The organism is Pseudomonas sp. 14P_5.3_Bac1 (genome assembly GCF_025466135.1).
GTDB lineage: Bacteria > Pseudomonadota > Gammaproteobacteria > Pseudomonadales > Pseudomonadaceae > Aquipseudomonas.
The window spans coordinates 156336-176713 of the sequence record NZ_JANLOF010000082.1 but is presented as its reverse complement, the minus strand read 5'-3'; the positions used below and the strand labels follow the sequence as shown (position 1 = coordinate 176713).

The 20378-nt window shown below is 59.1% G+C and carries 17 protein-coding genes; 12 read left to right on the top strand and 5 right to left on the bottom strand.

Going from position 1 to position 20378, the window contains the following annotated elements:
- Nucleotides 1-13 precede the first annotated feature (13 nt).
- Together NTD89_RS24450 and NTD89_RS24445 are read right to left on the bottom strand one after the other, a co-directional pair.
- On the bottom strand, nt 14-574 hold the full coding sequence (locus NTD89_RS24450; RefSeq protein WP_003171731.1) for a response regulator transcription factor: 561 nt from the start codon (nt 572-574) through the stop codon (nt 14-16).
- Nucleotides 567-1829, bottom strand: a complete 1263-nt coding sequence (locus NTD89_RS24445; RefSeq protein WP_106578640.1) for an ATP-binding protein — start codon at nt 1827-1829, stop codon at nt 567-569. The genes NTD89_RS24450 and NTD89_RS24445 overlap by 8 nt, the downstream gene beginning before the upstream one ends.
- Before the next feature lie 218 nt (nt 1830-2047).
- On the opposite strand from NTD89_RS24445, the gene NTD89_RS24440 reads away from it, so the two are divergent.
- The 11 genes from NTD89_RS24440 (at nt 2048) to NTD89_RS24390 (ending at nt 16846) form a co-directional block, all read left to right on the top strand.
- Nucleotides 2048-2764, top strand: coding sequence for an SIMPL domain-containing protein (locus NTD89_RS24440; RefSeq protein ID WP_145165237.1), 717 nt, complete (start codon nt 2048-2050; stop codon nt 2762-2764).
- A 90-nt stretch (nt 2765-2854) separates the two neighbouring features.
- Nucleotides 2855-4456 carry an ABC transporter substrate-binding protein gene (locus NTD89_RS24435; RefSeq protein ID WP_262210125.1) on the top strand — a complete coding sequence of 534 codons (1602 nt, stop codon included), beginning with the start codon at nt 2855-2857 and terminating at the stop codon, nt 4454-4456.
- A gap of 258 nt (nt 4457-4714) precedes the next feature.
- Complete coding sequence (locus tag NTD89_RS24430; protein ID WP_262210123.1) at nt 4715-6343, top strand: ABC transporter substrate-binding protein; 1629 nt, start codon at nt 4715-4717, stop codon at nt 6341-6343.
- Nucleotides 6344-6708: 365 nt separating this feature from the next.
- Complete coding sequence (locus NTD89_RS24425; RefSeq protein ID WP_370004724.1) at nt 6709-8253, top strand: ABC transporter substrate-binding protein; 1545 nt, start codon at nt 6709-6711, stop codon at nt 8251-8253.
- Between the two features lie 170 nt (nt 8254-8423).
- Nucleotides 8424-9818 carry an OprD family porin gene (locus NTD89_RS24420; protein WP_145165243.1) on the top strand — a complete coding sequence of 465 codons (1395 nt, stop codon included), beginning with the start codon at nt 8424-8426 and terminating at the stop codon, nt 9816-9818.
- 80 nt (nt 9819-9898) lie between these two features.
- Nucleotides 9899-11497: an ABC transporter substrate-binding protein gene (locus NTD89_RS24415; protein ID WP_145165245.1), complete on the top strand. Its 1599-nt coding sequence runs from the start codon at nt 9899-9901 to the stop codon at nt 11495-11497.
- A gap of 76 nt (nt 11498-11573) precedes the next feature.
- On the top strand, nt 11574-12584 hold the full coding sequence (locus NTD89_RS24410) for an ABC transporter permease subunit (protein ID WP_010565541.1): 1011 nt from the start codon (nt 11574-11576) through the stop codon (nt 12582-12584).
- A gap of 10 nt (nt 12585-12594) precedes the next feature.
- Nucleotides 12595-13506 (top strand): ABC transporter permease subunit, encoded by a 912-nt coding sequence (locus NTD89_RS24405; RefSeq protein ID WP_145165247.1) that lies wholly within the window; start codon nt 12595-12597, stop codon nt 13504-13506.
- 10 nt (nt 13507-13516) lie between these two features.
- The gene (locus NTD89_RS24400; protein WP_145165249.1) at nt 13517-14485 is read left to right on the top strand and encodes an ABC transporter ATP-binding protein; all 969 of its coding nucleotides are present in this window, start codon (nt 13517-13519) and stop codon (nt 14483-14485) included.
- Nucleotides 14485-15456, top strand: coding sequence for a peptide ABC transporter ATP-binding protein (locus NTD89_RS24395; RefSeq protein ID WP_106578631.1), 972 nt, complete (start codon nt 14485-14487; stop codon nt 15454-15456). Before NTD89_RS24400 ends, NTD89_RS24395 begins: the two co-directional genes overlap by 1 nt.
- 253 nt (nt 15457-15709) lie before the next feature.
- Nucleotides 15710-16846, top strand: coding sequence for a hypothetical protein (locus NTD89_RS24390; protein WP_145165251.1), 1137 nt, complete (start codon nt 15710-15712; stop codon nt 16844-16846).
- Between the two features lie 85 nt (nt 16847-16931).
- On the opposite strand, the gene NTD89_RS24385 is transcribed toward NTD89_RS24390, so the two are convergent.
- The 3 genes from NTD89_RS24385 to NTD89_RS24375 form a co-directional block, all read right to left on the bottom strand.
- The gene (locus NTD89_RS24385; RefSeq protein ID WP_106578629.1) at nt 16932-17192 is read right to left on the bottom strand and encodes a hypothetical protein; all 261 of its coding nucleotides are present in this window, start codon (nt 17190-17192) and stop codon (nt 16932-16934) included.
- Nucleotides 17193-17289: 97 nt separating this feature from the next.
- A complete protein-coding gene (locus NTD89_RS24380; RefSeq protein ID WP_262210120.1) occupies nt 17290-17547 on the bottom strand; it encodes a hypothetical protein in 258 nt (85 codons plus the stop codon).
- A 188-nt stretch (nt 17548-17735) separates the two neighbouring features.
- Nucleotides 17736-19319, bottom strand: coding sequence for a peptide chain release factor 3 (locus NTD89_RS24375; RefSeq protein WP_145165255.1), 1584 nt, complete (start codon nt 19317-19319; stop codon nt 17736-17738).
- Nucleotides 19320-19651: 332 nt separating this feature from the next.
- Between NTD89_RS24375 and NTD89_RS24370 the strand changes: the two genes are divergently transcribed.
- Nucleotides 19652-20368: an ABC transporter permease gene (locus NTD89_RS24370; protein WP_025856261.1), complete on the top strand. Its 717-nt coding sequence runs from the start codon at nt 19652-19654 to the stop codon at nt 20366-20368.
- Nucleotides 20369-20378 lie beyond the last annotated feature (10 nt).

The following is a 20378-nucleotide window of genomic DNA, read 5'->3' as shown; positions in this document are numbered from 1 at the left end:
GTTCAGACTTTGTTCAGCGCCGTACCGGACGCTTCTGCAGCTTGCGTTGCAGGGTACGCCGGTGCATGCCCAGGGCGCGGGCGGTAGCGGAGATATTGCCTTCGTGTTCAGTCAACACGCGCTGAATATGCTCCCACTGCAGACGGTCCACCGACATCGGGTTTTCCGGCACCAGGGTGTCGAGGTCGGCATGCTCGGAGAGCAGCGCGGCCAGCACGTCGTCGGCGTCCGCCGGCTTGCACAAATAATTGCAGGCGCCGCGCTTGATGGCCTCGACGGCGGTGGCGATGCTCGAGTAACCGGTGAGGATCACCACGCGCATTTCGGGGTCGAGTTCCAGCAACTTGGGCAGCAGCACCAGGCCGGAGTCGCCGTCCATTTTCAGGTCGAGCGCGGCGTAGTCCGGCAAATCGGCCTGGGCGATGGTCAGGCCTTCTTCGGCCGAGCCTGCGGTGCTCACGCGAAAACCACGGCGGCTCATGGCGCGCGCCATCACGCGGGTAAAGGTGGCGTCGTCATCTACCAGCAGCAGGTGCGGCAGTTCTTCGCCTTCGACTTGGATCTCGTCACTCATCGATATCTCCTCGTGCGACACGGGGCAGGCGCAGCTCGGTGAGCGTGCCACCTTCCTCATGACTATAGAGCTTCACTGAGCCGCCCGCGCGGGTCACGCTGGCCTTGCTCAAAAACAGGCCGAGGCCGAAGCCTTTGCCCTTGGTGGTAAAGAAGGGTTTGCCGATCTGCTCGGCAATGGCCAGCGGCACGCCCGCGCCGTGGTCACGAATGCTGATGGTCACGTTTTCCGCGTCCCAGTCCAGCTGCACACCCAACCCTTCAGGGCAGGCATCGGCGGCGTTGTTCAGCAGGTTGAGCAACGCCTGCGTCAGGTCTGGCGGCGGCGCCATGCGCGGCACGCTGCCCTGGCCCAGCAGGTTGAAACGGTAACTGGCTTCGGGGCGCATCAGGTGCCAGCGGTTCAGGGCTTCGTCGAGCCACTGGGTCACGTCCTGCATCTCCACCGCCAGGCGGCGATTGGCCTCGGCGGCGCGTACCAGTTGCTGCAAGGTCTGCTTGCACTGCTTGACCTGTTCCTGCAACACGCTCAGGTCATCTTGCAGCGCCGGGTCGTGATGGTCCTGGGTCATTTCCTTGAGCAGTACGCTCATGGTTGCCAGCGGTGTGCCCAGTTCATGGGCGGCGCCGGCGGCCTGGGTGGCGACGGCCAGCAACTGCTGGTCACGCAGGCCTTCCTCACGGCGAATGGCGCGCAATTCTTCCTGGCGGCGCAGCTCTTCGGCCATGCGCGCGGCGAAAAACGTGATAACCGCAGCGGACAGCGCAAAGCTCAGCCACATCCCGTAGATCTGCAGATTTTCCCGGGCGATAGGGAAGGTCTTCAGGGGGTAAAACTGCGCCAGCAGCAAGGTGTACAGCGTCAGCGCGATGCCCGACAGCACCACCGAATAGCGCCATGGCAACGTCACGGCGGCAATGGTCAGCGGCACCAGGTAATAAGACACGAACGGGTTGGTGGAACCACCGGAGAAATAAAGCAACACACTGTGGATAAACAGGTCGCAGGCCAATTGCAGCGCGTATTCCAGCTCGGTCACCGGCCACGTGGTGCGCAGCCGAATGGCGGTGAACACACACAGCACGATGGAAAAGCCGAGGGTCACGGCCAACTGCAGCCACGGCAGCGGCAGCAGGTCGAACCAATACGCGAGCCCGACGGAGCCGGCCTGTGCGGCCAGTACCAAGGTACGAATGAACGTCAGGCGCCAGAGGTTCTGGCGGGTGGCGGAAGTCAGTTTTACGGCGGCGAGCATGAGCTCTCCCGGTGAGCGCTGCAGGCGGATCGGCAGGAGTATAAACGAAGCAGACCCGCTGGCACGGCGCGTGTGGCTCTTTGACGCAGGCCGGGCAGATGACCGTTCGTCGGCACCGCGCCACTTGTAGCGAATGTGTAAACCCGAAGAACCCGATAGCACCGTCTACAGTCTTACCGAACACGGTTATACCAACACGACCATCCCAAGGAGCTTCCATGTCTCGTTTCACTCGCAGTGCAGCTGTCCTCACTCTCAGCGCCAGCGCCCTGGCCAGCCTGCCGGCCATGGCCGCCGATGAACTGCATTACAACCAGATCTCCCTGCGTGCCGAAGTCAGCCAGGAAGTGGCTCGCGACAAGATGATCGTCACCCTTTATACCGAGTCACAAAACACCGACCCGGCCAAGCTCGCCGCCGAAATCACCACCACCTTGAACAAAGCCTTGGGCGAAGCGCGCGAAGTCAAAGGCGTGACCCTGCGCCAGGGCAGCCGCAACAGCTACCCGATCTACGACAACAAGAACCAGAAGATCACCGGCTGGCGCGAGCGTGCCGAACTGCGCCTGGAAAGCGCGGATTTCCCGGCGCTGTCCAAGCTCACCGGCGATCTGCTGAACACCCTGAAAATGGAAAACATGGACTTCGCCATCGCCGACGCTACGCGCAAGTCCAGCGAAGATGCCCTGCTTAAAGACGCGGTCGCCGCTTTCAAGGCGCGCGCGCAGCTGGCCACCGATGCGCTGGGCGGCAAGGGCTACAAGATCGTCAACCTGAACTTCAACACCAACGGCTACCCGATGCCTTACGCACGCGGCGCCGGCATGATGATGAAAGCGGCGATGGCGGATTCGGCACCGACGCCTGAAGTAGAAGCGGGTACCAGCCAGGTCAACATGAGCGCCGACGGCGTGATCGAAGTACAGATGCAGTGACCTCTACCTGACAAACCTGAACGGCGGTAACCTCGGTTGCCGCCGTTTTCGTTTGGGCGGCTGTATAGGCCTGCCACTTCAGGAGTTTCCATGGAAAGAACCGCTTTCAAACCGCTACTCCTGGCTGCAAGCCTGCTGGCGTTCATGCCGATGGCCCAGGCGGCCAGCACCCTGGTCTACTGCTCCGAAGCCAGCCCTGCCGGCTTCGACCCCAGTCAGTACACCAGCGGCACCGATTTTGATGCCTCCGCCGAAACCGTGTTCAACCGCTTGACCCAGTTCAAGCGTGGCGGCACCGAAGTCGAACCCGGCCTGGCAACAAGCTGGGATGTATCCAATGACGGCCTGAGCTACACCTTCCATCTGCGCGATGGCGTCAAGTTCCACACCACCGACTACTTCACCCCTACCCGCGACTTCAACGCGGATGACGTGCTGTTCACCTTCAACCGCCTGCTGGATGCCGACAGTCCGTTCCGCAAGGCTTACCCGTCCGAGTCGCCATACTTCACCGACATGGGGTTGAACACCACGATCAAAAACGTCGAAAAACTCGACGATCACACCGTGCGTTTCAACCTGAATAATGTCGATGCCTCGTTCGTGCAGAACCTGGCCATGAGTTTTGCCTCGGTGCAATCGGCCGAATACGCCGCCCAGCTGTTGAAACAGGGCAAGGCTGAAGACATCAACCAGAAACCCGTCGGCACCGGGCCGTTTGTGTTCAAGCGCTACCAGAAAGACTCGCAGATCCGTTACGTCGCCAATAAACAGTATTGGAAACCCGAGGATGTGAAGCTCGACAACCTGGTGTTTGCCATCACTCCGGACGCCGCTTCGCGCTTGCAGAAGCTCAAGGCCGGCGAATGCCAGGTCAGCGGTTACCCACGCCCGGCCGATATCGAGGTGATGAAACAGGACCCAAACCTGCGCGTGCTGCAACAGGCCGGTTTCAACCTGGGCTTTCTTGCTTACAACGTGACTCACCCGCCGCTCGACCAACTCAAAGTGCGTCAGGCCCTGGATATGGCCATCGACAAGCCGGCAATCATCAAGGCCGTGTACCAGAGCGCCGGGCAATTGGCGCAGAACGCATTGCCACCTGCCCAGTGGTCTTATGACCCCACCATCAAGGACGCGCCCTACGACCCGACCAAGGCGCGGGCGCTACTAAAAGAAGCAGGGGTTGCACCAGGTACCACCATCAATCTTTGGGCGATGACCGTGCAGCGCGCCTCCAATCCAAACGCGCGAATGTCGGCGCAGATGATCCAGCAGGATTGGGACAAGGTGGGTATCAAAGCCAACATAGTCAGCTACGAATGGGGCGAATACATCAAACGCGCCAAAAATGGCGAACATGACGCGATGATTTACGGCTGGACCGGCGACAACGGCGACCCGGATAACTGGCTCGGCGTGCTCTACAGTTGTGCCGCGGTCAAAGGCAGCAACTACGCCAAATGGTGTAACCCGGCCTACGACAAGCTGGTGCAGCAAGCCAAAGTCAGCAGTGACCGCGACCAGCGCATCAAGTGGTATCAACAGGCACAAAAAATCCTTAAGGAACAAGTACCTATAACGCCTATCGCAAACTCGACGGTTTTCCAGCCTATTCGAAAAGAAGTGCAGGACTTCAAGATCAGTCCTTTTGGTCTGACGCCGTTTTATGGTGTCAGTCTAGATAAGTAACAGCTGCGCCCCAACCGAGTGCGCCAGACGCCTCGGCTGGGCTTTTTTGGTGCGTCAAATGCACCGAAAAAACCCTCTATATATATGCATTTATGTACAAACTTTCATAAATGCGACATTCCTGTACGTTCGTACCACTGTTTGGCCTTCACGACGGTTCAGCATCTTGCAATGGGTATGGCCCCTGCATAAGTATCCGCAGGCCGACTCACGAGGTCGCCCTCAACACCAAAAATGACAACAAATCATGAGGCCAACATGCTTAAACACGCAGTCCTTCCGCTTTTAGTTAGCGCTGGCCTTATGGCCGCAGCCCCTTTCGCCCAAGCGGCGACTAACCTGGTGTTCTGCTCCGAAGGGAGCCCGGCCGGTTTTGACCCAGGCCAGTACACCACCGGAACAGACTTCGATGCCTCGGCCGAAACCGTGTTCAACCGCCTGAGCCAATTTGAACGTGGCGGCACCGCCGTTGTTCCAGGCCTGGCCACCAGTTGGGACGTTTCCCCGGATGGCCTGACGTATACCTTCCACCTTCGTGAAGGCGTCAAGTTCCACACCACCCCGTATTTCAAGCCGACTCGTGAATTCAATGCCGATGACGTGCTGTTCACGTTCAATCGCATGATCAACAAGGACGATCCGTTCCGCAAAGCCTATCCAACCGAGTTCCCGTACTTCTCGGACATGGAGATGGACAAGAACATCAAGAACATCGAAAAAGTTGATGACCATACCGTCAAGTTCACCCTTGGCACCGTGGACGCAGCGTTCATCCAGAACCTGGCAATGAGTTTCGCGTCGATCCAGTCGGCCGAATACGCTGCCCAGCTGTTGAAGGAAGGCAAAGCCAGCGACATCAACCAGAAGCCAATCGGCACCGGGCCGTTCGTCTTCAAGAGCTACCAGAAAGACTCCAACATCCGCTTTACCGGCAACAAGGACTACTGGAAGCCTGAAGACGTCAAGGTTGATAACCTGATCTTCTCGATCTCCACTGACGCCTCGGTACGCATTCAAAAACTCAAGAAGAACGAGTGCCAGATCACGGCCTATCCTCGCCCAGCGGACATCAAGCCACTGGAAGCGGACAAGGACATGAAGATGCCGCACCAGGCGGGCTTCAACCTGGGTTATATCGCTTACAACGTCATGCCTGTGCTTAAGGGCCAGACCACGCCAAACCCATTGGCAGACCTGCGGGTTCGCCAGGCGCTGGACATGTCGGTCAACAAGCAGCAGATCATCGACTCCGTGTATCAGGGCGCAGGCCAACTGGCCGTCAACGCCATGCCGCCGACCCAATGGTCGTATGACACCACCATCAAAGACGCCAAGTACGACCCTGCCAAAGCCAGGGAGCTGCTCAAGGAAGCCGGTATCAAGGAAGGCACCGAGATCACCTTGTGGGCCATGCCGGTTCAGCGTCCGTACAACCCGAACGCCAAGCTGATGGCTGAGATGCTGCAGAGCGACTGGAAACAGATCGGTCTGAAGGTCAACATCGTCAGCTACGAATGGGGCGAGTACATCAAGCGCTCCAAAGGCGGCGAGAACCAGGCGATGATCATCGGCTGGAGCGGTGACAATGGTGACCCGGACAACTGGTTGGGTACCCTCTTTGCCTCCTCGGCCTTGAACGGTAACAACTTCTCCAAGTTCACCAACAAGCAGTACGACGACCTGATCAGTCAGGCCAAGTCGACCACTGATGTGGCCAAGCGCACCGAACTGTACAAGCAGGCGCAACAACTCCTGAAACATGAATTGCCTTACACACCTATCGCGCACTCGACGGTGTATCAACCCATGCGCAACACCGTGCAGGACTTCAAGATCAGCCCGTTTGGCTTGAACTCCTTCTATGGCGTAAGCGTAAGCGGCAAGTAAGGATTAATAACGGCGACGTTTCATAACGTCGCCGTTATTGCATCCGCCTGGACCGTAGGAATCAGACCACCTTTGCGACCGTTACCGTCCTACGGCAACGAACTGCGATAGGTGCGTCTGTTGCCTACAAGGTCAATCCGTTTTGGCGCATTTACTGCGAAGTCCACGGCCCATACCGTCGTACGACAGCAGAGGCACCCATATCGGAAAGGCACCTGCCGTGTGTGGGATCAGTGATGTCTCCCAGGCTTCGAGCCTGGGTGATTGCTCGCTGATGACAACTACAAACAAGGATCGGGATCGTCATGCGCCATACCACTGTTCTATCCGCAATTTTTGGCACCAGCCTGCTGGCTGTGGCCACGATGGGCCAAGCCGCCGACAAAAAGAGCCTGGTGTTCTGCTCTGAAGGCAGCCCGGCCGGGTTTGACACCGCGCAGTACACCACCGCCACCGACAACGATGCGGCCGAGCCGCTGTACAACCGCTTGGTTGAGTTCGAAAAAGGCGCGACCAATGTGGTACCTGGGTTGGCAACCAAGTGGGATATTTCCGAAGACGGCCTGACCTACACCTTTCATTTGCGTGAAGGGGTGAAATTCCACAGCAACAAGGAATTCAAGCCGACGCGCGACTTCAACGCCGACGACGTGCTGTTCACCTTCAACCGCATGCTTGACCCCGACCACCCGTTTCGCAAGGCCTACCCCACCGAGTTTCCATACTTCAACGGGATGAGCCTGAACAAGAACATTGCCAAGGTCGAGAAAACCGACCCGCACACCGTGGTGATGACCTTGAATACGGTTGACGCTGCGTTCGTTCAAAACATCGCCATGAGCTTTGCCTCGATTCTGTCGGCCGAGTACGCCGAGCAGTTGCTCAAGGAAGGCAAGCCCAGCGACATCAACCAGAAGCCGATCGGCACTGGCCCGTTTGTGTTCCAGCGTTATCAGAAAGACTCGCAGATCCGTTACGTGGCTAACAAACAGTACTGGGACCCAAGCCGGGTCAAGCTGGACCAGTTGATCTTCGCCATCAACACCGATGCGTCGGTGCGGGTACAGAAGCTCAAGGCCGGCGAATGCCAGATCACGCTGCACCCGCGCCCGGCCGACGTCGACGCCCTCAAGGCCGACCCGAACCTGCAACTGCTGACCAAACCCGGCTTCAACCTGGGTTACATCGCCTACAACGTGCGCCACAAACCCTTCGACCAGCTCGAAGTGCGTCAGGCGCTGGACATGGCGGTGAACAAGCAGAGCATCCTCAACGCCGTGTACCAGGGCGCCGGCCAACTGGCGGTCAACGCCATGCCGCCGACCCAGTGGTCCTACGACGACACCATCAAGGACGCTGCCTACAACCCGGAAAAAGCCAAGGAATTGCTCAAGGCCGCCGGCGTCAAGGAAGGCACCGAGATCACCCTGTGGGCGATGCCGGTGCAACGTCCGTACAACCCCAACGCCAAGCTGATGGCCGAGATGCTGCAAAGCGATTGGGCCAAGATCGGCCTCAAGGTCAAGATCGTCAGCTACGAATGGGGCGAGTACATCAAGCGCACCAAGAACGGTGAGCACGACGTCAGCCTGATCGGCTGGACCGGAGACAACGGTGACCCGGACAACTGGCTGGGCACTCTTTACAGCTGCGACGCCATCGGCGGGAACAACTACTCCATGTGGTGTGACCCGGCGTACGACAAGCTGATCAAGCAAGCCAAGGTCGTCACCGACCGCGAACAAAGGACTGTTCTGTACAAACAGGCGCAGCAACTGCTTAAAGCACAGGTGCCGATCACGCCCGTCGCCCACTCGACGGTCAACCAGCCGTTAAGCGCCAAAGTCGAAGGTTTCAAAGTCAGCCCCTTCGGCCGCAACGTGTTCTCGGGCGTCAGTATCAACCCATAAAAAAATAACCGGATTGCAGGGAGCGACGTTGGCTCCCTGGCAAACGTGCAGCCTTTTGTTGCGAAATTTCCTACAGCAAACGTTTGCAAAGGCTTGAACGAGTTACACACCCAATAGCCGGTTCACCTAAAAAGACCGGCATTAAAAAGAGAACCAAAGGAGCTTCACCCATGAAACTGAGCAGCAAAGCGCTTCTGGCCCTGGCCATCAGCAGCATCACGGCAACCGCCTTCGCTGAAACCCAAAGCCAGGACTTCGTCCCTACCACATTGGCCGGCACCAGCGCCCAAAGCGAGGCCAAAGGCTTTATCGACGGTCAAAGCCTGGGCGGTACCACCCGTAACTGGTTTTCCAACGAGCAGCGTTTCCGTGGTAGCAAGTTCACTTACCAGAAGCACGGCGAGGCTCGCACCGACGCCTACCGTACCAACTGGCTGCAAGGCACCATCCTTAACTACTCCTCGGGCTTCACCCAAGGCACTGTTGGGGTAGCAACCGAAGTAGCGGGTTACAACGTCATCGCGCTCGACCAGAGCAAGCGTGACATCAAGGGCGGTTCCAACCGTACCCTGGCCGACTCCGACGGCGATGCAGTAGGCCAGTGGAGCAAACTGGGCCTGGCCAACGTCAAGTTCCGTGTGTCCAACACCACCTTGACCGCCGGTCGCCAGAACTTCAGCAGCGGCATCGTCGACACCATCGGCAACCGTGCACTGCCGTCGAGCTTTGAAGGTTTTGCCCTCAACAGCGAAGAGTTCAGCAACCTGTCGTTCCAGGGCGCTTACTTCGACCGCGTGTCGCCACGTACCGAACAGAGCCTGTCGAAATTCCGCAGCGAATACGGCAATGGCCAGGAAGCGGATCACGTCTACACCGCGGGTGTGAACTACCAGCCGTTCAAGAGCCTGAAAACCAGCTTCTTCGGCGCTCAAGTCAAAGACTTCTGGAACCAGTACTACTTCGGCGCAACCCATGAACTGGGTGACAGCCAGCAACTGAGCCTGACCACCGGCCTGAACTACTACAAAACCGTCGACGAAGGCAAAAAGTTGATGGGCAAGATCGACAACGACACTTACTCGCTGTCGCTCGGCCTGACTCACCAGGCTCACAGCCTGACCTTCTCGTACCAGGAAGTGAACGGTAACGAGTACTTCGACTACCTGCACGAAACCAACGGTATCTACCTGGCCAACTCCCTGACGTCCGACTTCAACGGTCCGAACGAGAAATCGTTCCAGATCGCTTACGGCATCAACATGGCCGAATACGGCGTGCCAGGCCTGAAGTTCAACATCTACTCGGCTCGCGGCTGGGGCATCGACGGCACTCACTACACCGGCGACGGCGGCCGTGCCGGCTTTGCTTACAACGGTATCCAGACCCAGGACGGCGAGAAACACCAGGAATACGGCGTGGGTACTTCCTACGCGATTCAAAGCGGCGCACTCAAGGCCACCACCATTCGTGGTACCTACGTGACTCACCGTGCCAGCGCCAACCAGGCTGACGGCAACCTGCGTGAGTTCCGCCTGGTCACCACCATCCCGTTCAACATTCTTTAATTAGCGCCAGGTAGACGGCGGGCTCAGGACGAGCCCGCCGTCTACGCTTGTCTGGTTCACTCGATTGCAGAGGGCTCTGAATGAAAATGCTCCCGTTACAAGCTGCCATTGCCGCTGCGCTATTGAGCGTTGCGATCGGCGTTTCGGCCAAACCGTTGGTGGTCTGCACCGAAGCCAGCCCGGAAGGTTTTGACCCGGTCCTGTACACCACCGCCGTCACCGCTGACGCCGCGGCAGAAACCATGTTCAACCGCCTGGTGGACTTCAAGCCCGGCACCACCGAAGTCGTGCCTGCCCTGGCCAAAGACTTGCCGGAAATCAGCGCCGATGGCCTGACCTACACGTTCCACCTGCGTGACGACATCAAGTTCCACACCACCGATTACTTCAAACCCACGCGCAACATGAATGCCGACGACGTGCTTTGGAGCTTCCAGCGCCAGCTGGACCCGAATCACCCGTGGCACAACAAGTCCAACGTGGGCTACCCGTACTTTGAAAGCATGGGTTTCAAGGAACTGCTCAAGAGCGTAGAGAAGACCGACGACCACACCGTGGTCTTCACCCTGACCCGTCCTGAAGCACCCTTCCTGTCCGACCTGGCCATGGCGTTTTCCTCGATTCACTCCGCCGAATACGCCGACCAGTTGCTCAAGTCCGGCAAGACCGATGACCTGAACGCCAAGCCCATCGGCACCGGCCCGTTCATCTTCAACCGTTACGCCAAAGACGCCCAGGTGCGCTTCAAGGCCAACCCGGACTACTTCCGTGGCAAGCCGCCGGCTGACCCGTTGATCCTGGCCATCACTACCGACAGCAACGTGCGCCTGCAAAAGCTCAAGGCCAACGAATGCCAGATCGCGCTGTATCCCAAGCCCGATGATGTGCCGAGCGCCAAGGCTGATCCCAACCTGAAAGTCGCGGAACTGGCGGCGATGACCACCAGCTACACCGCCTTGAACACCACCCACAAGTACATGAGCGACGCGCGCGTGCGCCACGCGATCAACATCGCGTTCGACAAAAAAGGCTACAACGAGTCCCTGTACGGCAAAGGCAACGCAATCGACGCCACCGGCCCGTACCCGCCAACCCTGCTGGGCTTTAGCGACAAGCTGAAAAACCCACCGCGTGACCTGGACAAGGCGCGCGCCCTGCTCAAGGAAGCCGGCGTACCCGAAGGCACCGAGTTCACCCTGTTCACCCGTAACGGCGGCGGCCCGACCAACCCCAACCCGATGCTCGGCGCCCAGCGCATGCAGGCGGATCTGGCGCAGATCGGCTTGAAAGTGAACATCAAGGTCATGGAATGGGGCGAAATGCTCAAGCGTGCCAAAAACGGTGAGCACGACATGGTGTCCGCCGGTTGGGCGGGGGATAACGGGGACCCGGATAACTTCCTCACACCAAACCTGAGTTGCGATGCAGCCAAAAACGGCGAAAACTACGCCCGCTGGTGTAACAAAGAGTTTCAAGACTTGATCGACAAGGCACGCGCTATCGCTGAACCGGCCCAGCGCGCTGCACTCTATGAACAAGCACTGGACGTTTTCGAGAAGGACCAACCATGGATTCCCATGGCTTACCCGAAAATGTTCACCGCCATGCGCAAAAACGTCGAGGGTTATACCCAAAGCCCTCTGACGACCAATAACTTCGCCACCACCCAGGTGAAGTAATAAGAGAAGACGCTCGGCACCGTCGCCATTGACGGTGCCGAACCTGCCTAACCGGCTGATTGAGGTACACAACAAGATGTTTAGTTTTATTGCCCGCCGATTGGGGTTATTGATCCCCACGTTTTTCGGCATCACGTTGCTGACGTTTGCGTTGATTCGCATGATCCCCGGCGACCCTGTCGAAGTCATGATGGGCGAACGACGAGTCGACCCCGAGATGCACGCACAGGCAATGGAACGCCTCGGCCTTAACAAGCCGCTGTACGCGCAATACCTGGACTACGTAGGCAAACTCGCCCACGGCGACCTCGGTGAGTCCCTGCGCACGCGCACCAGCGTGTGGACCGAATTCACCGCCCTCTTCCCTGCGACCCTGGAACTGTCCATGGCCGCCCTGTTGTTCGCCGGTATCCTGGGCCTGTTGGCCGGGGTGATCGCGGCCTTGAAACGAGGATCCCTGTTCGACCATGGGGTGATGGGCATCTCCCTGGCGGGATATTCGATGCCGATCTTCTGGTGGGGCCTGATCCTGATCATGTTCTTCTCGGTAAGCCTGGGCTGGACCCCGGTTTCCGGGCGTATCGACCTGCTTTACGACATCGAGCCGCGCACCGGCTTCATGCTGATCGACACGCTGCTGGCTGACGAGCCGGACGCGTTCTTCGACGCCCTGCACCACTTGATCCTGCCGGCCATCGTGCTCGGCACCATCCCGCTGGCGGTTATCGCGCGGATGACCCGTTCGTCGATGCTCGAAGTCCTGCGTGAAGACTACATCCGTACCGCCAAGGCCAAAGGCCTGTCGCCGGCGCGCGTGGTGTTCGTACACGGCCTGCGTAACGCGCTGATCCCGGTACTCACCGTGGTCGGCCTGCAAGTGGGTACTCTGCTGGCCGGTGCGGTTCTGACCGAAACCATCTTCTCGTGGCCCGGCATCGGCAAATGGCTGATCGAAGCCATTGGCGCACGGGACTATCCCGTGGTGCAAAACGGCATCCTGTTAATCGCCTGCCTGGTGATTCTGGTGAACTTCGTGGTGGATATCCTCTACGGCTTCGCCAACCCACGCATCCGTCACCAGCGCTGAGATCATGACCATGACCACACCTACTTCCGCGGTAGCAGTCGATCAAAGCCTGCTGTACCCGTCCCCGTACAAAGAATTCTGGCAAGCCTTTTCCAAGAACAAAGGCGCCGTCGCCGGCCTGCTGTTCATGTTGCTGGTGGTGTTTTGCGCGATCTTCGCCCCTTGGGTTGCGCCGCATAACCCGAGCGAGCAATACCGTGACTTCCTGCTCACCCCTCCAGCCTGGCTGGAAGGCGGGCAGATGCAGTTCCTGCTCGGCACCGACGAACTGGGCCGTGACCTGCTCTCGCGCCTGATCCAGGGTTCGCGCCTGTCCTTGCTGATCGGCTTGTCGTCGGTCGTGATGTCGCTGATCCCGGGCATCCTGCTGGGTCTGTTCGCCGGGTTCTTCCCGCGCCTGCTTGGCCCAACCATCATGCGGTTGATGGACATCATGCTGGCCCTGCCGTCGCTGCTGCTGGCGGTGGCCATTGTCGCGATCCTCGGCCCTGGCCTGATCAACACCGTGATCGCCATTGCGATCGTGTCGCTGCCCTCTTACGTGCGTCTGACCCGTGCTGCGGTGATGGGCGAACTGAACCGCGACTACGTGACGGCCGCCCGCCTCGCCGGCGCCGGCCTGCCACGCCTGATGTTCATCACCGTGCTGCCCAACTGCATGGCGCCGCTGATCGTACAGGCCACCTTGAGCTTCTCTTCGGCGATTCTCGATGCCGCGGCCCTGGGCTTCCTTGGCCTTGGCGTACAACCGCCAACCCCTGAGTGGGGCACCATGCTGGCTTCGGCCCGCGACTACATCGAACGCGCCTGGTGGGTCGTGAGCTTGCCGGGTTTGACCATTTTGCTCAGCGTGCTGGCAATCAACTTGATGGGTGACGGCCTGCGCGATGCGCTGGACCCGAAACTCAAGAATGCCGCCTGAGGAGATTCCCATGTCACTGTTAGAAATCAAGAATCTCAACGTACGCTTCGGCGACGCGACCGCCGTGCCGGTGGTCGATGGCCTCGACATTTCCGTCGACAAAGGCGAAGTACTGGCGATCGTTGGCGAGTCGGGCTCGGGTAAATCCGTGACCATGATGGCGCTGATGGGCCTGATCGAGCACCCCGGCATCGTCACCGCCGACGCCCTGAACTTCGATGGCAAGGACATGCTCAAGCTGAGCAACCGTCAGCGCCGCCAAATCGTCGGCAAAGACCTGGCGATGGTGTTCCAGGACCCGATGACCGCGCTGAACCCCAGCTACACCGTGGGTTTCCAGATCGAAGAAGTGCTGCGCCTGCACCTGAAAATGTCCGGCAAGCAAGCGCGCAAACGTGCGATCGAACTGCTCGAAAAAGTGGAAATCCCGGGTGCCGCCAGCCGTATGGATGCCTACCCGCACCAACTGTCCGGCGGTATGAGCCAGCGTGTCGCAATCGCCATGGCGATTGCCGGCGAGCCGAAACTGCTGATCGCTGACGAACCGACCACGGCCTTGGACGTAACCATTCAGGCGCAGATCATGGAGCTGCTGCTGGCCCTGCAGAAAGAGCAGAACATGGGCCTGGTGCTGATCACCCACGACCTGGCCGTGGTGGCCGAAACCGCCCAGCGCGTGTGCGTGATGTACGCCGGCCAAGCCGTGGAAGTCGGCCAGGTGCCGCAACTGTTCGACATCCCGGCGCACCCGTACAGCGAAGCGCTGCTCAAGGCAATCCCCGAGCACAGCCTGGGCGCCACGCGCCTGGCCACGCTGCCGGGCATCGTGCCCGGTCGTTATGACCGCCCGCAGGGTTGCCTGCTGTCGCCACGCTGCCCGTACGTGCAGGAATCCTGCCGTGCCCAGCGGCCTGGCCTTGACCCGAAAACCAACAGCCTCGCGCGCTGCTTCTACCCCTTGAACCAGGAGGTGGCGTAATGGCCGTCGTTCTTACCGCCCGCGACCTGACCCGTCACTACGAAGTCTCCCGTGGCCTGTTCAAGGGCCACGCGCTGGTACGCGCGCTTAATGGTGTGTCGTTTGAACTGGAAGCCGGCAAGACCCTCGCCGTGGTGGGTGAGTCGGGTTGCGGCAAATCCACCCTGGCCCGCGCGCTGACGCTGATTGAAGAGCCGTCGTCGGGCTCGTTGAAAATCGCCGGCCAGGAAGTCGCCGGTGCCGACAAGGCCCAGCGCAAGCAACTGCGCAAAGACGTGCAGATGGTGTTCCAGAGCCCGTATGCCTCGCTGAACCCACGGCAGAAAGTCGGTGATCAACTCGGCGAGCCGCTGTTGATCAACACCAATCTGTCCGCCGCCGAGCGCCGCGAGAAAGTGCAGGCGATGATGAAGCAAGTGGGCCTGCGCCCTGAGCATTATCAGCGCTACCCGCACATGTTTTCCGGTGGGCAGCGCCAGCGTATTGCCCTGGCCCGAGCCATGATGCTGCAACCCAAAGTGCTGGTGGCCGATGAACCGACCTCGGCACTCGACGTGTCGATCCAGGCCCAGGTGCTTAACCTGTTCATGGACCTGCAGCAGGAATTCAACACCGCCTACGTGTTCATTTCCCACAACTTGGCAGTGGTGCAACACGTTGCCGACGACGTGATGGTGATGTACCTCGGCCGCCCGGTGGAAGTGGGCCCCAAGGAAGACATCTACGCCCGCCCGCTGCACCCGTACACCCAGGCGCTGCTGTCGGCCACCCCGACCATCCACCCAGACCCGAACAAGCCGAAGATCAAGATCGTCGGCGAACTGCCCAACCCGCTGAACCCGCCATCGGGCTGCGCGTTCCACAAGCGCTGCCCGTATGCGACAGCGCGTTGCAGCAGCGAGGAGCCGTTGTTGCGGCCGCTGGACAACCGCCAGGTGGCTTGCCACTACGCGGAGCAGTTCGTGGCCTGAGCCTGCTGCAACAAAAAATGCCCTGGCGATAGCGCCAGGGCATGACAGGTGTTCTACAAGCCCTTCCCATCAGGTTGCGCATCAGCCTGTTGGGAGGGGCTTTTTTTTGGCTCGTCACCACCCGCTTTTGATGACCAAATCCCTTTCAGTATTCGAAACCAATCTAACTGCCTGTCAGTTCTCACAGTAGCCAGCCACGGCCTTTTGCATTGTTATGAGTTCACCCCTTTATCCAATGGACGGGTAATCGCTCATGACAACCTTCACTGTTTTTTTCTGCGGCACTGGCTCAACCAAGTTTGACGATACTCACGCAAGTTATTGGAACGGTGAGTTGATTTCCACGCTGGCGCAAAACACTCAAAGCGTCAGTAAGGAGTTTGCCGAATGGATTGTTATCGACGGCCCCGGCAGCGGCAACTTGCAGGCCGATGAGATGTTCTCCGAGTCTGGCAATTATCTTCAGTTAAAGGGCACCGCCCTGGGCTCCGGCTGGGAAGAAAACGTGGCTCACGCGGTTAACATCATGAAGGGCACGTTTACCTGGCAGCGCGAAAAACTGACGGAGGAAAACTACACCCAATTGCAGAAAGCCGGCATTCCGATTGAAGACGTCAAAGTCACCGGCAGTTGGTATTGGCGCACTTACGATTACGGTACGCGCAAAGTAACGCAGCAGCAGTTGCAAGAGCAGATCATCAAGACCTTCCGAAAAGACGGCATCATTCCCACACGCGTCAACCTGGTCGGCTGGAGCCGCGGCGGGATCAGCTGCCACATGCTGGCCAACGCCATGCTCAACGACAGCGTCTTGAAGAATGTGCCGGTCAATATCTTCGCTGTCGACCCGGTTCCGGGACTCTTGAACTTCCAGAGCAGTCGAGTAACGCTCGGCAGCAACGTCAAAGAGTACGTCGGTTTTTACGCCAGGGACGAGCGATCTTCCGGCTTCGCATGTGTCGTGCCCACCTTTGATAAAAGTACCCATGTTCATATCTATCCAATGCCCGGGCGCCACGCGACCTTGGTGGGTAATGCTGCCCCCGACGGAAACCAGGGTGCCAAGGTGTATGCCGAACCCGGCGAGATTGTTCGTCACTTTGCAGAAACTTGCCTGACGCGATGGGGTGTGCGCCTGGAAAAGAAACTCAACCTCACGCCCGGCCAGATAAATGACCGTCTTACAAAGATGAATAATGATTTGAGCGGGTACGTGGCGATGCGTAATACGGTTTACACCACCCGCACGTCCACTGCAGGTGAGCGCAGCATTACCAAGGGCAGCAGCGATATTAAATTCACCGCCGCGAGCGGCACCGATTACCTGCCAGGACAGGGACTTTCAATAGACAAGATAGTGGACAGCGACTATTTCAAAGACATCGCGTGATTCTTATAAGGGAGCAGGTTAGGTGTTTACAGCCCTCCCGTCAGGCGGTGCATACCTGACGGGAGGGGCCGTGCTTCAGGCCGAATCAGGTATCGCTGTCACCTTGATCGCTATCATCGTCATCCGGGGCTTGCTGGTCGTCATCATCCTTGGAACCGCCTTGGTCCTCATCGCCTGGTTCGGCTTCCGACTTGGCCAGCTGCAGTCCCTTGCCCTGCGCTGTCTGCACCGCCGAAAAGCCCGTCTGACTGCCTTGCACCGGGTTATGCGCCCAGGCCGTCGACATCCCCAACGACAACAGCACCAGCACTTTTATCAACAGCACTACACGTTGAAAAATACTCATGGTCGATTTCCGTCCAGTCAGTAGATGAATCCTGCACGACAGCGTTTTACCGTCGCCAGGTTAGAAGCTAGTCCCAATGCCGGGTTTGCGCCAGGCTTCAGGTGTCGCCATCGTCGTAGGTGTCGCTGTCCTCGCCTTCGTTATAAGGGTTTTCTGCGTCTTCCTTTGGCGCGGGCTGTGCCTGGGGTTGCCAACTGCCGGAGTTGACCTCCTTTTGCTTTTTTTTGCTGACGGGGCCGGCGTCCTTCCACTGGGGCGTTCCGGCATCCGCCAGCGCCGCGGTGTGAGCCAAAGCAGTGGACAGCCCCAAGGCCCCCAGCAGCACCACATGAATGGCGCGTTGAGTTATACGCAAGGTCGCCTCCTGATCCGTCGCTGATTGGGTGAAGTAGTTGAAACGCTAGACCGGATGCGGACTTCTCGCCAATGCCGCTGACAGATGAGGATCAAATGTGGGAGCTGGCTTGCCACATTGAGTCAGCGGCGCGCCCACAAAAAAGGGCGAAGCCATGACAGCTTCGCCCTTTTTGTACCGCTCAGACCTTAATGATGCTCACGCGTCGCACGGAATTTCACATCCGGCCAGCGCTCTTCCATCAATGCCAGGTTCACGCGGGTCGGGGCCAGGTAGGTCAGGTGACCACCGCCGTCCACTGCCAGGTTTTCCACGGCTTTGTTGGAGAACTCTTCCAGCTTCTTCTTATCGCTGCAATCGATCCAGCGCGCGGAGTACACGGTGATTGGCTCGTAGGAGCACTCGACCTTGTATTCCTCTTTGAGGCGGCTGGCGACCACATCGAACTGCAGCACGCCGACGGCGCCGAGGATGATGTCGTTGCTGCGCTCGGGGAAGAACACCTGGGTGGCGCCCTCTTCCGCCAATTGCTGCAGGCCCTGGCGCAGTTGCTTGGATTTGAGCGGGTCGCGCAGGCGTACGCGGCGGAACAGTTCCGGGGCGAAGTGCGGGATACCGGTGAAGCCCAGCACTTCGCCCTCGGTGAAGGTGTCACCGATCTGGATGGTGCCGTGGTTGTGCAAGCCGATGATGTCGCCAGCGTAGGCTTCTTCGAGCTGTTCACGCTCGGAGGAGAAGAACGTCAGGGCATCGCCGATGCGCAGGTCCTTGCCGGTGCGCACGTGGCGCATCTTCATGCCTTTTTCGTATTTGCCGGAGCAGATACGCATGAAGGCGATACGGTCGCGGTGCTTGGGGTCCATGTTCGCCTGGATCTTGAACACAAAGCCGGTGAATTTCTCTTCGACCGGTTCTACGGTGCGCTCATTGGCAACCCGGGCCAGAGGCTTCGGCGCCCAGTTCACGACGGCGTCGAGTACGTGGTCGACACCGAAGTTGCCCAACGCAGTACCGAAGAACACCGGGGTCAGCTGGCCGTCGAGGAATTCCTGCTGGTTGAACTCATGGCAGGCGCCCTGCACCAGCTCCAGTTGATCAACAAAGCGGTCGTACTCGTCACCCAGGTGGGCGCGGGCTTCGTCGGAGTCGAGCTTCTCGATGATTTTCACATCGGTGCGCTCGTGGCCGTGGCCAGCGGTGTAAACGATGATGTAGTCGTCGGCCAGGTGGTACACGCCCTTGAAGTCGCGGTAGCAACCAATTGGCCAGGTGATCGGCGCAGCCTTGATCTTCAGGACCGCTTCGATTTCATCGAGCAACTCGATCGGGTCGCGAATATCGCGGTCGAGTTTGTTGATGAAGCTGACGATTGGCGTGTCACGCAGGCGGCACACGTCCATCAGCGCAATGGTACGTGGCTCAACGCCCTTACCGCCGTCGAGGACCATCAAGGCCGAGTCCACCGCGGTCAGGGTGCGGTAGGTATCTTCGGAGAAGTCTTCGTGGCCCGGGGTGTCGAGCAGGTTGACCATGTGGTCGCGATACGGGAACTGCATGACCGACGTGGTAATGGAAATACCCCGTTGTTTTTCCATTTCCATCCAGTCGGAGGTGGCATGGCGGTCGGATTTGCGGGATTTCACCGTGCCGGCCACTGCGATTGCCTTGCCCATCAGCAGGAGCTTCTCGGTGATGGTGGTTTTACCGGCATCGGGGTGGGAAATAATGGCGAAAGTGCGGCGTTTCGCGACTTCGGCGGCCTGGTGGGTCATGGGAAATCGCCTGGCAGGTGAGTCAAAAAAGGGCGGCGAGTATAGCGCAAACCCAGGGAGCCAGACCACCGTTCACCCGATTCGGGGTGGCTAAATGCTGCCAAGTGTGGAACCTTTTAAAAGGTAGAGACGTCCACTCCCCTGCTACCGCACTCGTACCAGGGGCTGAAAAATCAGCAAGTTAGCCTGACGAGGCTGCGCTCATGGCTTGATCGCATACCGCGTTGCCGGTATCGGCGAGCTGCTTTTCGCGAACTCATTCGCCGACAGCCAGGAATGGCATTGCCGCTCGGAAATGTGTTCGCCGACAAAAGAAAAAAAGGAGTCCGCCTGTGGCTATTCGCTATGGCAAAGGGCTGATAGGAGGAGCGGTTGTCGTCGCTCTCCTGGCCCTGCTGGTCCACTGGATCGGCATCAACACGATCGAACTGTACCGCGACGATTTGTTGTTTTACCTGCAAGCACACCTGATCCTCGTTCTTGTCTCCATGCTGGCTGCCCTCGTTGTAGGCATCCCCGCCGGTATCCTGCTCAGCCGACCGAACATGGTCGGGCGTGCAGAACGTTTCATGCAGATCTTCAACATCGGCAACACCGTCCCTCCCCTGGCCGTACTGGCCATCGCCCTCGGCGTCCTCGGCATCGGCAGTGGCCCGGCCATCTTCGCGTTGTTCCTCGCCTCGTTACTGCCCATTGTGCGCAACACCTACGAAGGCCTCAAAAACGTTCAAGGCTCGCTGAAAGAAGCCGCCACCGGCATCGGCATGACGCCGCGCCAGGTGCTGTTTCGCGTGGAATTGCCCAACGCCGTGCCGATCATCATCGGCGGTGTGCGCGTAGCCCTGGCGATCAACGTCGGCACCGCACCGCTGGCGTTCCTGATTGGTGCCAACAGCCTGGGCAGCCTGATCTTCCCCGGCATCGCCCTGAACAATCAGCCGCAACTGCTGCTCGGCGCCGCGTGCACCGCGCTGCTGGCATTGCTGCTTGACGGTCTGGTGACCATGGCCAGCCGCCTCTGGCTGGAACGCGGGTTGCGTCCGTCTTAAGGCTTGGCAA